Source organism: Streptococcus sp. UMB0029, from assembly GCF_002871495.1.
In the GTDB taxonomy this organism is placed as follows: Bacteria; Bacillota; Bacilli; order Lactobacillales; family Streptococcaceae; genus Streptococcus.
The window spans coordinates 55,064-71,492 of the sequence record NZ_PNGD01000008.1 but is presented as its reverse complement, the minus strand read 5'-3'; the positions used below and the strand labels follow the sequence as shown (position 1 = coordinate 71,492).

General features: G+C 37.9%; 9 protein-coding genes and 1 pseudogene. All 10 read left to right on the top strand.

From position 1 onward, the window contains the following. A pseudogene (locus CJ239_RS06630) lies at nucleotides 1-794 on the top strand (IS630 family transposase); the annotation flags it as partial. 245 nt (nucleotides 795-1,039) lie between these two features. Next, a protein-coding gene (gene prfB / locus CJ239_RS06625; RefSeq protein ID WP_102210973.1) for a peptide chain release factor 2 occupies nucleotides 1,040-2,135 on the top strand; the annotation gives its coding sequence in 2 pieces (ribosomal slippage) (nucleotides 1,040-1,111 and nucleotides 1,113-2,135; 1,095 coding nt in all). A 17-nt stretch (nucleotides 2,136-2,152) separates the two neighbouring features. Beyond that, entirely contained in the window at nucleotides 2,153-2,845 is a 693-nt protein-coding gene (ftsE, locus tag CJ239_RS06620) for a cell division ATP-binding protein FtsE (RefSeq protein ID WP_000022265.1), read from the top strand. Continuing rightward, the gene (gene ftsX / locus CJ239_RS06615) at nucleotides 2,838-3,764 is read left to right on the top strand and encodes a permease-like cell division protein FtsX (RefSeq protein WP_102210972.1); all 927 of its coding nucleotides are present in this window, start codon (nucleotides 2,838-2,840) and stop codon (nucleotides 3,762-3,764) included. The genes ftsE and ftsX overlap by 8 nt, the downstream gene beginning before the upstream one ends. A gap of 185 nt (nucleotides 3,765-3,949) precedes the next feature. Beyond that, entirely contained in the window at nucleotides 3,950-6,130 is a 2,181-nt protein-coding gene (locus tag CJ239_RS06610; protein ID WP_102210971.1) for a PTS transporter subunit IIBC, read from the top strand. 51 nt (nucleotides 6,131-6,181) lie between these two features. Beyond that, nucleotides 6,182-6,997 (top strand): endonuclease/exonuclease/phosphatase family protein, encoded by an 816-nt coding sequence (locus CJ239_RS06605; protein WP_102210970.1) that lies wholly within the window; start codon nucleotides 6,182-6,184, stop codon nucleotides 6,995-6,997. A gap of 291 nt (nucleotides 6,998-7,288) precedes the next feature. Further along, nucleotides 7,289-8,632 (top strand): DEAD/DEAH box helicase, encoded by a 1,344-nt coding sequence (locus CJ239_RS06600; protein WP_102210969.1) that lies wholly within the window; start codon nucleotides 7,289-7,291, stop codon nucleotides 8,630-8,632. A 365-nt stretch (nucleotides 8,633-8,997) separates the two neighbouring features. Continuing rightward, on the top strand, nucleotides 8,998-10,188 hold the full coding sequence (gene metK, locus CJ239_RS06590; RefSeq protein ID WP_102210968.1) for a methionine adenosyltransferase: 1,191 nt from the start codon (nucleotides 8,998-9,000) through the stop codon (nucleotides 10,186-10,188). A gap of 89 nt (nucleotides 10,189-10,277) precedes the next feature. After that, nucleotides 10,278-11,669 (top strand): peptidoglycan-N-acetylglucosamine deacetylase PgdA, encoded by a 1,392-nt coding sequence (pgdA, locus tag CJ239_RS06585; protein ID WP_102210967.1) that lies wholly within the window; start codon nucleotides 10,278-10,280, stop codon nucleotides 11,667-11,669. Nucleotides 11,670-11,870: 201 nt separating this feature from the next. After that, nucleotides 11,871-16,429, top strand: a 4,559-nt coding sequence (locus CJ239_RS06580; RefSeq protein ID WP_102210966.1) for a S8 family serine peptidase, incomplete at its 3' end; no start/stop codon positions are given.

The window sequence follows — 16,429 nt, the reverse complement described above, 5'->3', positions numbered from 1 at the left end:
AGAGAAAGCATTTCTAAAACGCCATATAGAAGCTGCTCAGGCTGGGGAATTTGTAACTGTCAATCAGTTATTTGAAGCCTATCAAAAAGAGATTGGTCGCACTTCTACACGTGATGGTTTTTATTATCTCTTGAAACGCCATGGTTGGCGAACAGTCACCCCTCGACCTGAACATCCTAAGAAGGCAGACGCTCAGACAATTGAGACGTCTAAAAATAAAATCTACATTCGAGACCTTGAGTAAGCGCTTCAAAGAGAAGGGGACTTATAACAAAGTACGATTGATGTACCAAGATGAAGCTGGTTTCGGGAGAATCAGTAAGATGAGTTCTTGTTGGGCTCCTCAAGGAATTCGACCTAGCATTCCTAGTCATTATATACGAGAATATCGCTATTGTTATGGGGCAGTAGATGCTCAGACAGGAGATTCCTTTTTCCTCATTGCCGGAGGATGCAATACTGAGTGGACGAATGAATTTCTACGGCAAGTCTCACAAGCTTATCCAGATAACTATATTTTACTTGTCATGGATAATGCTATATGGCATAAATCAAGTACCTTAGAGATTCCAAGTAATGTTGAGTTAGCTTTTATTCCACCTTATACACCAGAAATAACCCCTATTGAACAAGTCTGGAAAGAAATTCGAAAACGAGGTTTTAAAAATAAAGATTTCCAAACATTGGAAGCCGTCATTGATAAACTTCAAGAAGTTATTCAAGGACTCGAAAAAAGTGTTTTAAAGTCCACTGTCAGCAGACAATGGACAAGGTTGCTTTTTGAATATAATTGAGTATTAACTGATTTGTGTTACAATCTTTATACATTGTCATGGCTTTCTAATTGTTTTGTTGTTATTTTAATTATAAACACTGACATAATAAAACGAGCATCTTTAACTACGAAAATGCTCGTTTTTTTGATAGTTAGAAGTGGGTTTTTGCCCAGCTTCTTTTTCCATGAAAAGGGGAGTAGAGCAAAAGATGGAAAGAAATGAGAGAATATGGTATAATAAAAAAATACAAAAAAGGAGTATTTATGGACATTTCAGTAATCCGTCAAAAAATTGACGCAAATCGTGAAAAATTAGCTTCTTTCAGGGGGTCTCTTTGACCTCGAGAGTCTAGAGGAAGAGATTGCCATCTTGGAAAACAAGATGACAGAACCTGATTTTTGGAACGATAATATCGCGGCCCAAAAAACGTCGCAAGAATTGAATGAATTAAAAAACACCTACAATACCTTCCATAAGATGGAAGAGTTGCAGGATGAAGTCGAAATTTTATTGGACTTCTTAGCAGAAGACGAGTCGGTTCAAGAAGAACTGGTAACACAGTTAGCCGAACTGGATAAGATGATGACCAGCTATGAGATGACACTTCTCTTGTCAGAACCTTATGACCATAATAATGCCATTTTGGAAATCCATCCAGGATCTGGTGGTACAGAAGCTCAAGACTGGAGTGATATGCTACTTCGTATGTACACTCGCTATGGAAATGCTAAAGGATTTAAAGTAGAAGTCTTGGATTACCAAGCAGGAGATGAAGCTGGTATTAAGTCGGTAACCTTATCATTTGAAGGCCCTAATGCCTATGGTCTTCTCAAGTCAGAAATGGGTGTTCACCGTTTGGTTCGTATTTCACCATTTGACTCTGCCAAACGTCGCCACACCTCTTTCACATCTGTAGAAGTGATGCCTGAGCTGGATGATACTATTGAAGTGGAAATCCGTGAAGATGATATCAAGATGGATACCTTCCGTTCAGGTGGTGCTGGTGGACAGAACGTTAATAAGGTTTCAACTGGTGTACGTTTAACACACATTCCAACTGGAACTGTCGTCCAGTCAACGGTCGATCGTACCCAATATGGAAATAGAGATCGTGCCATGAAGATGTTGCAGGCTAAGCTCTATCAAATGGAGCAAGAAAAGAAAGCTGCGGAAGTTGATTCCCTCAAGGGTGAGAAAAAGGAAATCACATGGGGAAGTCAAATCCGTTCTTATGTCTTCACTCCTTATACTATGGTAAAAGATCATCGAACTAGCTTTGAAGTTGCACAAGTAGATAAGGTTATGGATGGAGACCTAGATGGTTTTATCGATGCCTATCTCAAGTGGCGAATTAGCTAAGATAGAAAGGAACTCACATGTCAATCATTGAAATGAGAGATGTCGTAAAAAAATACGACAACGGAACGACTGCCCTACGCGGTGTTTCGGTCAGTGTTCAACCAGGAGAATTTGCTTACATCGTAGGACCTTCGGGAGCAGGGAAGTCAACTTTTATTCGTTCTCTATATCGTGAAGTAAAAATCGATAAAGGAAGTCTATCAGTTGCTGGTTTTAATCTGGTTAAGATTAAGAAGAAAGATGTCCCTCTTCTACGTCGTAGTGTTGGGGTTGTTTTTCAGGATTATAAACTCTTGCCAAAGAAAACTGTTTATGAGAATATTGCATACGCTATGGAAGTAATCGGGGAAAATCGCCGTAATATCAAAAAAAGGGTGATGGAAGTTTTGGACTTGGTTGGATTGAAGCACAAGGTTCGTTCTTTCCCAAATGAGCTTTCAGGTGGGGAGCAACAGCGGATTGCGATTGCGCGTGCTATTGTAAACAATCCAAAAGTATTGATAGCCGATGAGCCAACAGGAAACTTGGATCCTGATAATTCATGGGAAATCATGAATCTCTTGGAACGGATTAACCTACAAGGGACAACTATTTTGATGGCGACTCATAATAGCCAGATTGTAAATACCTTGCGCCACCGTGTCATTGCCATTGAAAATGGCCGTGTTGTTCGTGACGAATCAAAAGGAGAGTACGGATACGATGATTAGTAGATTTTTTCGCCATTTATTTGAATCGCTAAAAAGTTTGAAACGAAATGGCTGGATGACAGTAGCTGCTGTCAGCTCAGTCATGATTACGTTGACCTTGGTGGCAATATTTGCTTCTGTTATTTTCAATACAGCGAAACTAGCTACAGATATTGAAAATAATGTCCGAGTAATGGTATACATTCGTAAGGACGTAGCCGATAATAGTGAAACTATTGAAAAAGAAGGTCAAACTGTTACAAATAATGACTACCACAAGGTATATAATTCCTTGAAGGGGATGTCTACAGTTAAGAGTGTTACTTTTTCAAGTAAAGAAGAACAATACGAAAAATTAACTGAGACAATGGGGGACAATTGGAAAATCTTTGATGGTGACGCCAATCCTCTATATGATGCCTATATCGTTGATACAAATACACCAAGTGATGTAAAAACTGTAGCCGAAGAGGCTAAGAAAATTGAAGGTGTATCAGAAGTTCAAGATGGTGGTGCTAATACAGAACGTTTGTTTAAGTTGGCCTCATTTATTCGTGTCTGGGGACTAGTTATTGCGGGCCTCTTGATTTTCATAGCAGTCTTCTTGATTTCTAATACCATTCGTATTACCATTATTTCCCGCAGTCGAGAAATTCAAATTATGCGCTTGGTTGGTGCTAAGAATAGCTATATCAGAGGACCATTCCTACTTGAGGGAGCTTTCATCGGATTACTTGGAGCAACCCTTCCATCGGTTTTAGTATTAGTTGTTTATCAAATGGTTTACCAATCGGTTAATAAGTCATTAGTAGGTCAAAACCTTTCTATGATTTCACCAGAAGTATTCAGTCCACTGATGATTGCCTTATTGTTTGTTATTGGAATTTTTATTGGTTCAATTGGATCAGGAATTTCAATGCGACGTTTCTTAAAGGTTTGATAGCACATGTTCATAATATTATCACAATGATACAAATATAAAGAAGGAAGTGTAAAAACTTTCTTTTTTTCTTAATTTTTTTAATAAAAGCCTTTACAAAAAAAATTAAAGTGGTATAATGAATACATAGCTAAGTGCAAACGTTTTCGTAAAACGTTTGCCTAAATAAAATAAAGGAGATTTGAATGATGAAAGATACATTCAAAAATGTCTTGTCTTTCGAATTTTGGCAAAAATTCGGTAAGGCTTTGATGGTGGTTATCGCCGTTATGCCGGCTGCTGGTTTGATGATTTCAATCGGTAAGTCGCTTGTGATGATTAACCCTAACTTTGCCCCACTCGTTATTACTGGTGGTGTACTAGAGCAAATCGGTTGGGGAGTCATCGTTAACCTTCATATCTTGTTTGCCCTCGCTATTGGAGGAAGCTGGGCTAAGGAACGCGCTGGTGGTGCGTTTGCGGCAGGTCTTGCCTTTATCCTAATCAATCGTATCACTGGTACAATCTTTGGCGTATCAGGAGATATGTTGAAAAATCCAGAAGCTATGGTAACAACTCTCTTTGGTGGCTCAATCAAGGTTGCTGATTACTTCATTAGTGTTATGGAAGCACCAGCACTTAACATGGGTGTGTTCGTAGGGATTATCTCAGGTTTTATTGGAGCAACTGCTTACAATAAATACTATAACTTCCGTAAGCTTCCTGATGCACTTTCATTCTTTAACGGAAAACGTTTTGTACCGTTTGTAGTTATTCTTCGTTCAGTAATTGCTGCAATTGTACTTTCAGCTTTCTGGCCAGTAGTGCAAACAGGTATCAATAGCTTTGGTATCTGGATTGCTAACTCACAAGAAACTGCTCCAATCCTTGCACCATTCTTGTATGGTACATTGGAACGTTTGCTCTTGCCATTTGGTCTTCACCACATGTTGACTATCCCAATGAACTACACAGCTCTTGGTGGTACTTATGAGGTCTTAACTGGTGCAGCAAAAGGTAGCCAAGTATTTGGTCAAGACCCACTTTGGCTTGCATGGGTAACAGACCTTGTAAACCTTAAAGGTACTGATGCTACTCAATATCAACACTTGTTAGATACTGTTCACCCAGCTCGTTTCAAAGTTGGACAAATGATCGGTTCATTCGGTATCTTGATGGGTGTGATTGTGGCTATCTACCGTAATGTTGATGCTGATAAGAAACACAAATACAAAGGTATGATGATTGCGACAGCTCTTGCAACATTCTTGACAGGGGTTACTGAACCAATCGAATACATGTTTATGTTCATCGCAACACCTATGTATCTTGTTTACTCACTTGTTCAAGGTGCTGCCTTCGCTATGGCTGACGTTGTGAACCTACGTATGCACTCATTCGGTTCAATCGAGTTCTTGACTCGTACACCTATTGCGATTAGTGCTGGTATCGGTATGGATATCGTTAACTTCGTTTGGGTAACTGTTCTCTTTGCTGTAATCATGTACTTTATCGCAAACTTCATGATTCAAAAATTTAACTACGCAACTCCAGGACGTAACGGAAACTACGAGACTGCTGAAGGTTCAGAAGAAGCTAGCAGTGAAGTGAAAGTTGCAGCAGGTTCTCAAGCTGTAAACATTATCAACCTTCTTGGTGGACGTGCAAACATCGTTGATGTTGATGCATGTATGACTCGTCTTCGTGTAACTGTTAAAGACGCTGACAAAGTCGGTGATGCAGAACAATGGAAAGCAGAAGGAGCTATGGGTCTTGTCATGAAAGGACAAGGAGTTCAAGCTATCTACGGTCCAAAAGCAGACGTATTGAAATCTGATATCCAAGATATCCTTGATTCAGGTGAAGTCATTCCTGAAACTCTTCCAAGTCAAATGACAGAAGCGCAACAAAACACTGTTCAATTCAAAGGTCTTACTGAGGAAGTATACTCAGTAGCTGATGGTCAAGTTATTGCTTTGGAACAAGTAAAAGATCCAGTATTTGCTCAAAAAATGATGGGTGATGGATTTGCTGTAGAACCTGCAAATGGAAACATTGTATCTCCAGTTTCAGGTACTGTATCAAGCATCTTCCCTACAAAACATGCTCTTGGTCTTGTGACTGAAGCAGGTCTTGAAGTACTTGTTCACATTGGTTTGGACACAGTAAGTCTTGAAGGAAAACCATTTACAGTTCATGTAGCTGAAGGACAAAAAGTTGCAGCAGGTGATCTTCTTGTCACAGCTGACTTGGATGCTATCCGTGCAGCAGGTCGTGAAACTTCTACAGTGGTTGTCTTCACAAATGCTGAAGCTATTAAATCAGTTAAATTAGAACAAACAGGTTCTCTTGCAGCTAAAACAGCAGTTGCTAAAGTAGAATTGTAATATACTTGAGGTTGGAAGCTGTTTTCCAACCTCTTGTTTTAGGAGAAAAGCATGAAATTTTTAACACTCAATACTCACAGCTGGATGGAAAAAGAAGCTGAGGAAAAATTCCAGATCTTGCATGAGGATATTCTTGAAAAGGACTATGATTTGATTTGTTTTCAAGAAATCAATCAGGAGATCACTTCGCTAGAGGTGGAGGTGAATGACCTTTATCAAGCTTTGCCAGCAGCTGAGCCTATTCATCAAGACCACTATGTTAGACTCTTGGTTGAAAAGTTGTCAGAGCAAGGGAAGAATTACTATTGGACTTGGGCTTATAACCATATTGGTTATGACCGTTACCATGAAGGTGTGGCTATTTTGTCTAAAACACCTATTGAAGTCAGAGAAATTTTGGTTTCAGATGTGGATGATCCAACAGACTATCATACTCGCCGTGTTGCCCTGGCTGAAACTGTAGTCGATGGTAAGGAACTTGCAGTTGCCAGTGTCCACCTTTCTTGGTGGGATAAAGGTTTCCAAGAAGAATGGGCACGATTTGAGGCTGTCTTGAAAGAATTGAACAAGCCACTTTTACTAGCTGGAGATTTTAACAATCCAGCAGGTCAGGAAGGCTACCAAGCTATTTTAGCTTGTTCATTAGGGTTACAAGACGCATTTGAAGTTGCTCAAGAGAAAAGTGGTAGCTATACTGTTCCACCAGAAATTGATGGCTGGAAGGGGAACACTGAACCCCTTCGAATCGACTATGTGTTTACTACCAAAGAGTTAGAGGTGGAAAATTTACATGTCGTATTTGATGGAAATAAGAATCCGCAAGTTAGTGATCACTATGGCTTGAATGCTACTTTAAACTGGAAATAATGACTGATACTCTTCGAAAATCTCTTCAAACTACGTCAACGTCGCCTTGCCGTATAGATGTTACTGACTTCGTCAGTTCTATCTGCAACCTCAAAACAGTGTTTTGAGCAACCTGCGGCTAGTTTCCTAGTTTGCTCTTTGATTTTCATTGAGCATGAAAAGAGGTTGGGATTATAAAATTCCAGCCTTTTTCTGACTAGAAAAGCTACTGGAAATAGCCTAAATAAGTGAGACTACTGTAATGGAATAAAATATGGTATAATTGATAAGATAGATAGAATCGAGGATATTATGTCATTTACGAAATTTCAATTTAAAAAATATATTAGTGAAGCCTTGGAGGAGTTGAAATTTACAACTCCAACAGAGGTGCAAGACAAGTTGATTCCTATTGTTTTGGCAGGTCGTGATCTAGTCGGTGAATCAAAAACAGGTTCAGGTAAGACTCATACTTTCTTGTTACCGATTTTCCAGCAGTTAGATGAAGCTAGTGATAGTGTGCAAGCAGTCATTACTGCACCAAGCCGTGAGTTGGCTACTCAAATTTACCAAGCGGCCCGTCAGATTGCTGCCCACTCAGATGTCGAAGTTCGTGTGGTTAATTATGTGGGTGGTACGGATAAGGCTCGCCAAATTGAGAAATTGGCAAGTAATCAGCCTCATATTGTTATCGGAACACCAGGCCGTATCTACGACTTGGTTAAATCTGGTGATCTAGCTATTCACAAGGCCAAGACCTTTGTGGTCGATGAGGCAGATATGACCTTGGATATGGGATTCTTGGAAACCGTTGATAAGATTGCTGGCAGCTTTCCAAAAGACCTGCAATTCATGGTCTTCTCAGCAACTATTCCACAAAAGTTGCAGCCATTTTTGAAAAAATACTTGTCAAATCCTGTTATGGAGAAAATCAAGACCAAAACGGTCATTTCTGATACCATTGATAATTGGTTGATTTCGACCAAGGGCCGAGATAAGAATGCTCAAATTTACCAGTTGACTCAGTTGATGCAACCTTATTTAGCAATGATTTTTGTTAACACTAAAACGCGTGCTGATGAATTGCATTCATATCTGACTGCTCAAGGCTTGAAGGTGGCAAAAATCCATGGGGATATTGCCCCTCGTGAACGCAAGCGAATCATGAATCAGGTAAAAAATCTGGATTTTGAGTATATTGTCGCAACAGATTTGGCAGCGCGTGGAATTGACATTGAAGGTGTCAGTCATGTTATCAATGATGCCATTCCGCAAGATTTGTCCTTCTTTGTTCACCGTGTTGGTCGTACTGGACGAAATGGCTTACCAGGTACAGCTATTACCCTTTATCAGCCAAGTGATGACTCGGATATCCGTGAATTGGAGAAATTGGGAATCAAGTTTACTCCTAAGATGATCAAAGACGGGGAATTTCAAGATACTTATGACCGTGATCGTCGTGCCAACCGTGAGAAAAAGCAAGATAAGCTTGATATCGAAATGATTGGTTTGGTTAAAAAGAAAAAGAAAAAAGTTAAACCAGGTTATAAGAAAAAAATTCAATGGGCGGTTGATGAAAAACGTCGTAAAACCAAGCGTGCTGAAAATCGCGCTCGTGGTCGTGCAGAGCGTAAAGCAAAACGCCAAACATTTTAAGGTAATTGTTGGAGTGATGAGCTCCAACCTTTTTATTTATGAGAACGAACTATCTAAACAGAAACACTACATTAAAGACTGCAAATTGCGCTTAAAAATGGTATAATGGTAACGTTATATAGTCCCGATAAGATGGTAGAAATTTCTATTTTTTCTTTTGAGTCTCAATTCGCAAATACTGACGGCTCCAAAGTCGTTCGTCATTCTACGGTTGTCGCAATAATGCGGTTACCCTATGCACCTGACTAGCTTCAGAAATAAAAAAGTATCGTTTTTATTTCTTTCGTGTTGTAACTCTAAGATAATGGAAATACCTACTAGTACTTTGTAACTCTATAACACTATTTTTAAGGGGGGACATTTTTATGTCAGAACGTAAATTATTCACGTCTGAATCTGTATCTGAGGGGCATCCAGATAAGATTGCAGACCAAATTTCAGATGCGATTTTGGATGCTATTTTAGCTAAGGATCCAGATGCGCACGTTGCTGCTGAGACAGCTGTATATACTGGTTCCGTCCATATTTTTGGTGAAATATCTACAAATGCCTATGTGGATATTAACCGTGTGGTTCGTGATACCATTGCAGAGATTGGCTACACCAATACAGAATATGGTTTTTCTGCTGAGACGGTGGGAGTCCATCCGTCACTTGTTGAGCAGTCACCGGATATCGCCCAAGGTGTTAACGAAGCCTTGGAGGTTCGTGGAAATGCAGATCAAGATCCATTGGACTTAATTGGAGCTGGTGACCAAGGGCTCATGTTTGGATTTGCAGTGGATGAAACAGAAGAGCTCATGCCTTTACCAATTTCACTCAGTCATAAATTGGTTCGTCGTCTGGCAGAACTTCGTAAGTCTGGGGAAATTAGCTATCTTCGCCCAGATGCTAAATCACAAGTTACGGTTGAGTATGATGAAAATGACCGTCCCGTACGTGTGGAAACAGTTGTTATTTCAACTCAGCACGATCCAGAAGTCAGCAACGAACAAATTCACAATGATGTCATTAACAAGGTTATCAAAGAGGTTATTCCAGCCTCTTACTTGGATGAGCAAACAAAATTCTTTATCAATCCAACTGGTCGCTTTGTAATCGGTGGGCCTCAAGGAGACTCAGGCTTGACTGGTCGTAAGATTATCGTGGATACCTATGGTGGCTACTCTCGTCACGGTGGTGGTGCCTTCTCTGGTAAAGATGCGACTAAGGTGGACCGTTCTGCCTCATATGCAGCTCGTTATATTGCCAAGAATATTGTTGCAGCGGGTCTTGCTAAGAAGGCGGAAGTACAATTGGCTTACGCTATTGGTGTTGCCCAGCCTGTTTCTGTCCGTATCGATACCTTTGGTACAGGAACAGTAGCTGAAAGCAAACTTGAAAAAGCGGCTCGTCAAATCTTTGACCTTCGCCCTGCAGGAATTATCCAAATGCTGGATCTCAAGCGTCCAATTTACCGTCAAACAGCGGCTTATGGACACATGGGGCGTACAGATATTGATCTTCCATGGGAACGTTTGGACAAGGTAGATGCTTTGAAAGAAGCAGTCAAATAAAATTTTAAGAGGGGAACTTCCTCTCTTTTTAATATACTGTTTTCTCTAAAATCATTGAAATTATAGCCTGAATTTGATATGATGGTCTTATGGATAAAAGTAGAGCAAATCGTGTTGAATACGATAAAAAGAGAATCGGTTTAATAGCCCTAGTAGCTATCTTTTCAGTAAGTATTTGTGTTCTTGGATCGATGATTGGCTACAAGGTATTTTCAAAACAAAACTTTGAACAAAAGATTGAATCGCTTAAAAAAGAGAAAGATGATCAATTGAGTGAGGGAAATCAGAAGGATCATTTTCGTAAAGGACAAGCCGAAGTGATTACCTATTATCCTCTCCAAGGGGAGCAAGTGATTTCGTCTGTAAAAGGAATCATAGTGCAGGATATTAAGGAAAATTTAGAAGATAAGGAAAATCTGGTTTTTTATTATACAGAGAAACAGGATTCGACTTTAAAAGGGATTGTTAACCGAAGTGTGATGAAACAAGTCTATGATTTAACTTGGTCAAAAGTTGAAGAGACTGAAAAAACTAGTCTGGCAAAAGTCCATTTGACAGAAGATGGCAAACTTTTTACACTTGATCAATTATTTTCAGATGCTAGTAAGGCTAAAGAAAAACTGATAAAAGAACTGACTTCTTTCTTACAGGATAAGAAATTAGAACAAGACAAAATTGATCAGATAGTTAAAGGCTTGTCTGCCCAAGACCTGTCTGCATGGAACTTTGATTATAAGGATAGCCAAATTATTCTTTATCCAAGTCAGGAAGTTGAAAATCTAGATGAGATTGCCTTGCCAGTATCTAGTTTCTTTGAGCTTATTCAGTCCTCATATTTGCTAGATAAGGATGCGGAACTTTATAAAGCTTATTTGGAGAAGAAAAATCGTAAAGTAGTAGCCTTGACTTTTGATGATGGACCAAATCCTACAACGACAACTCAAGCATTAGATACTCTTTCTAAGTATGGAATTAAGGCTACTTTCTTTGTTTTAGGTAAGAATGTTGCTGGTAATGAAGAGATTTTGAAACGCATGAAATCGGATGGTCATGTCATTGGAAACCATAGTTGGAGCCATCCAGTTCTTTCAAAACTTTCGCTTGATGAAGCCAAAAAACAAATAACTGATACTGAGGCTGCACTAACTAAAGTGTTGGGTTCTAGTTCTAAGCTCATGCGTCCTCCTTATGGAGCCATTACAGACGATATTCGCAATAGCTTAGATTTGAGCTTTATTATGTGGAATGTGGATAGTCTGGACTGGAAGAGTAAAAATGAAGCATCTATTTTGACAGAAATTCAGCGTGAAGTCAAGAATGGTTCTATTATTCTCATGCATGATATCCATGCTGAGACTGTAAATGCTCTACCGAAGGTTATTGACTACTTGAAAGGGCAAGGTTATGACTTTGTCACAGTTCCAGAAATGCTTAATTCACGATTAAAATCACATGAACTATTCTATAATCGTGATCAGTAAGATTTTTGCTGAATGACCAATTAAATAGCAAGTAATTTTTCAATAAAGAAATTTAGTCTTGTATCACTCAAGGCTAATTTTTTATGTTTAAATCGTATGATATGATTAATATTACAATTTTGTTACAAAATATTTTTTTGATAGAATTTTCTGATAATTTAGTATATAATACTTTTAATTTAAATAAAAAGGAGTGATTTTATGGGAGATTGCAAAGATTTTTGTCATCAAAAGTACCAAATAGCAACGATTTTTCTGCTATCGGTCTTTGTATTCGGATTTACTTTCGCACAGGTTAGTGCCGATGAGGGAAAAATTGAAACATCCAATCAAGTTACACATGCAGTAACAATTAATAAATTAGATGATTCAAATAAGCTCGCACCGCCAGTCACGGCTGACAAGAATGCTCTAGATTCTCCTTCAAAGGAAAAAACAGAAGTGACAGAGTCATTAAAACAAGATGATTCTATAGAATATAGAGATAATAAGTCAGACAAGAATGTAATCACACAGAAAGAAAAGACTGCTATAAAAAGTGAAGAGAAGAAGGAAGAATCAGCAGTAAAAAGCAGTTCTTCTTCCGAAAGTTCACAATTACAGTCGTTATCTCAAAGTGGGCATAAAGAAAAGCCAAATAGTATCTCCAGTAATGAAATGATTACTGTCCCTAAAACATGGGAAGCAGGACACAAAGGGCAAGGAACTGTAGTCGCTGTTATAGATTCAGGCCTTGATTTGAATCATGAAGTTCTGCGTATTTCTGATCCGTCAAAGGCGAAATTTAAAAATCAGAATGATATCGAAAAAGCTAAAAAGGCTGCTGGTATTGACTATGGGAAATGGTACAGTGACAAGGTAGTATATGCTTATGATTACTTTGATGGAACAGATAATATAAAAGAGGCTGAAAAAGAGTCTCATGGAATGCACGTTACTGGTATTGTAGCTGGAAATCCAGTTAATAAAGCTCCGAATTCTGAGAAGGTATATGGAGTTGCACCAGAAGCTCAAATAATGTTTATGAGAGTTTTTTCAGACAGAGATAAAACTACAGCATCTGCCTTTTATGTAAAAGCCATTGATGACGCAGTTGCGTTAGGTGCAGATGTGATCAATATGAGTTTGGGTGCAGGTGCGGGTTCAACGGTAGATGCAGGTTCAGATATTATTGAAGCAGTAAAAAGAGCACGCGCTAAAGGAGTATCTGTTGTTATTGCTGCTGGTAATAGCAATAGTTTCGGTAGAGGTTTTTCACAACCATTAGCAGAAAATCCTGATTACGGACTGGTTGGAAATCCCTCTACAGTAGAAGATTCAATTTCTGTTGCTTCTATTAATAATAAAATTCTAACTACTGAAGTCTTTGAAGTAAAAGGTTTAGAAAATGATACTAAACTTGATTATGGTAAGTTTGATTTTAATAGACCTGAAGCAGAAAAAGATTTTGAAAAAGGGAAAGAATACGAATATGTAGCAGCGGGTATTGGTCGTGAAGAAGATTTTGCTAATATTGATGTAAGAGGCAAGTTAGCACTGATTCAACGTGGTAAAATCCATTTCTCTGATAAGATTAAAAATGCTCTTCAACACGGTGCAGCTGGAGTTTTAATTTATAATAACGTTGAAGGTGCAAATGTTAGTATGTCTGTTACAGGTGATGCTAAGAAAATCCCATCTGTCTTTATTTCAAAACATTATGGTGAAATTCTTAAATCTGGTCAGTATAAAATTGTCTTTAATCATAAGATGGATAATCGTAAATCAGATGTTGCAGACCAATTATCAGATTTTTCAAGTTGGGGAGTTACAACAGATGGACAATTGAAACCAGATGTTACTGCACCTGGTGGAAATATCTATTCATCATTTAATGACAATAGTTATGGAAGTATCAGTGGAACAAGTATGGCGGCTCCTCATATAGCTGGTGTCGCAGCATTAGTCAAAGAATATTTAGCAAAGAAACACCCTGAATTATCAGCTAGTCAAATTTCAGAGATTGTAAAAGCTTTAATTATGTCTACTGCAAAACCACATTTTAATAAACAAACTGGAGCCTATACTTCTCCACGTCAGCAAGGTGCCGGTGTAGTTGACACGATGGCAGCAACCAGCACAAATCTATTTGTAACAGGTACAAATAACTATCCAAGTGTTACTCTTGGCAATGTTGGTGATAAATTTACCTTTGAAGTTACAATTCATAATATTTCGGACAAAGACCAAACATTGAAGATGCTTGTAAATACAAATACGGATGAAGTTAACGAAGGGAAATTCACTCTCCGTCCACGAAAACTAACTGAAACAGTCTGGCCTGAAGTAACTGTGAAAGCTCATAGTACGAAGACGGTAACAGTTAGAGTAGATACAAGTAAGTTTACTGAAGAACTTAGTAAAATAATGCCAAATGGTTATTTTCTAGAAGGATTTGTTAGATTTGTCAATCCTGCAGATGATGGTTCTATTATTGGTTTACCATTTATGGGATTTAAGGGAGAATTCCAAAATCTACCTGCAATAGAAAAACCAATTTATAATTTGATTCAGGAAGGAAAAAGTGGATTTTACTCTAAAATTGATAAAGATAATCCAGCAATTTCACCTTCGGACGATGCAACTTATTTAACAAGTTCTGAAAATGATTTAAATGTTTTAAAAGCAGAGCGTCAAGGAAATCGAGTGACTGTACTCGGAGTGAAACAAGATGCCGAAGGAAAATACCATCTTCAATTAGATGAAAAGGGGAACATCCGCCTTGCTATCTCACCAAACGATGATGGTAATAAAGATTCTGTTCAATTTAAAACTCTTGTTTATAGAAACTTGGTAAATCTTCGTGCAACAGTTTATGATTCTTCAGATACAACACATAGTAACCCTATTTGGAAAAGTCGTCCAACAGACCTTGTAAAAAATTATTTTGATGGCGATACTAGAAATCCAAGAAGTTACGTTCTAGATAAAACAGCTTGGGGAGGAAAAGATTCTAACGGAAATCGAGTCTCTGATGGAATTTATGACTATGTTATTAGTTATAAGCCAGATGTCCCTGGAGCTGAAGAACAATACACAACATTTAAAATTCAAATCGATACACAAAAACCTCTGATTACTTCGGGATATATTCGTTCTCAAAAAGATCAAGAACAATTTATAGCTCGTAAACCTCAGGATGTAGGAAATGGGGGAATTCTTTTAGAAAAAGTCTTTTATATTCGTCCTTCTGAAAATAGAGAATCGACAGATTCAGAAATCGAACAGTATCAAATTATCAAACAAAATGAAGATGGTAGTTATACACTTCCTAAGAACATTGATAAATCGCAAATCTTCTATTATGTGGAAGACTTTGCGGGAAATGTAGACTTTATATCTCTAAAAGATCTTGTAGGTGAAGAAAATAGTGGCCGTGTAAAAATTGCTATATTAAATAATAAAACAAAGAGTGAGATTGATACGACTTATGTTTATCGCATTAAAAATAGTGAAGGTCAATATGTAACTGTTGATAAATCAAAAGATATTAATTTCTTGAAATTTGGACATTATGTTGCAGAAATTTTTAGCTATGACCGTACAGAGTTGAAATTTGTGAGTGCCTTATCTAAGGAATTTGATTTAACGAAAGAAAATAGTTTTCAAACTATTACCTTCTTGGCTAACAAAATGAAATATGCCCCAGTAACGGTTGGCTTTAATCAAGCTGTTCCTGGAACTACAACGATTACTTTGGTAGGTGAAGACGGTCAGAGTCAAGTCTTGCCAGCTGAAACATATGGTAAAAATTCTTATGGTAAGAAAGTGGTTCCTGGTGAATATAAGGTTCTTGTAAATCTGTCAAACGGTTATGAATTACTTGATAATCTTCAACCATTTAAAGTTCTGTTTGGTCAAAATAATGTTTTGTCACTTTCAGTTGTTTCTAAGTTAGCCTTGATTGCAGCTTTAAATAAACAAATGGAAGTAGTTAAAACTCCAAGATATTATAATACAAAACAGAATTTAAAAGAGATGTTTGACCAAAGTGTCAAAGATGCCCAACTAGCATTGGGAAGTAAACTTAACCAAGATAAAATTGACCAAATTGTTAAGGCTTTAGAGTCTGCTATGCAAACATTAGATGGTAAGGAATCTGATATCACATCATTGAAGAATGCCATTAAAGCATATGCTGAGACAGTTAAAAAAGGTAAATATATAAATTCTGATCAAGAACGCAAAGGTCAATATGATCGTGAATTTAAACTCTTAGCATTATTAATTACAAAAGATTTGATAACTCAAGATGAAATCGATCGTCTATTGACCACTTTCTTGAAAGCACAAGAACAGCTAAATGGGAAAGAAACAGATTTCATGAGCCTAAAAAATGTTATCGTGGATGAAGTGAAGTTCCAAGACAAAGATCCAAGATTTTTGACAGCTAGCAAAGAGGAGAAGGATGCATATAATCTTATTTTCAGCAAAGCTAAGCTACTTTTAGAAAATTCAGAAGCTAGTCAAGAAGAAATTAATGCAGCAATCAATGCTCTAAAAGAGACGACTGTAAAACTGAAGGCTAATAAAGTAGAGATTCCAACCAAACCAGTTGTAGCTGTTAAGCCAGTTAATCCAACTAAACCAGTTGTACCAGTTAAGGCAGTTAATCCAGCTAAACCAGTTGTAACGATTAATCCAGTTAATCCAGCTAAACCGGTTGATCCAACTAAAGAAGTTGCACCAGTTAATCCAGCTAAACCGGTTGTAACGATTAA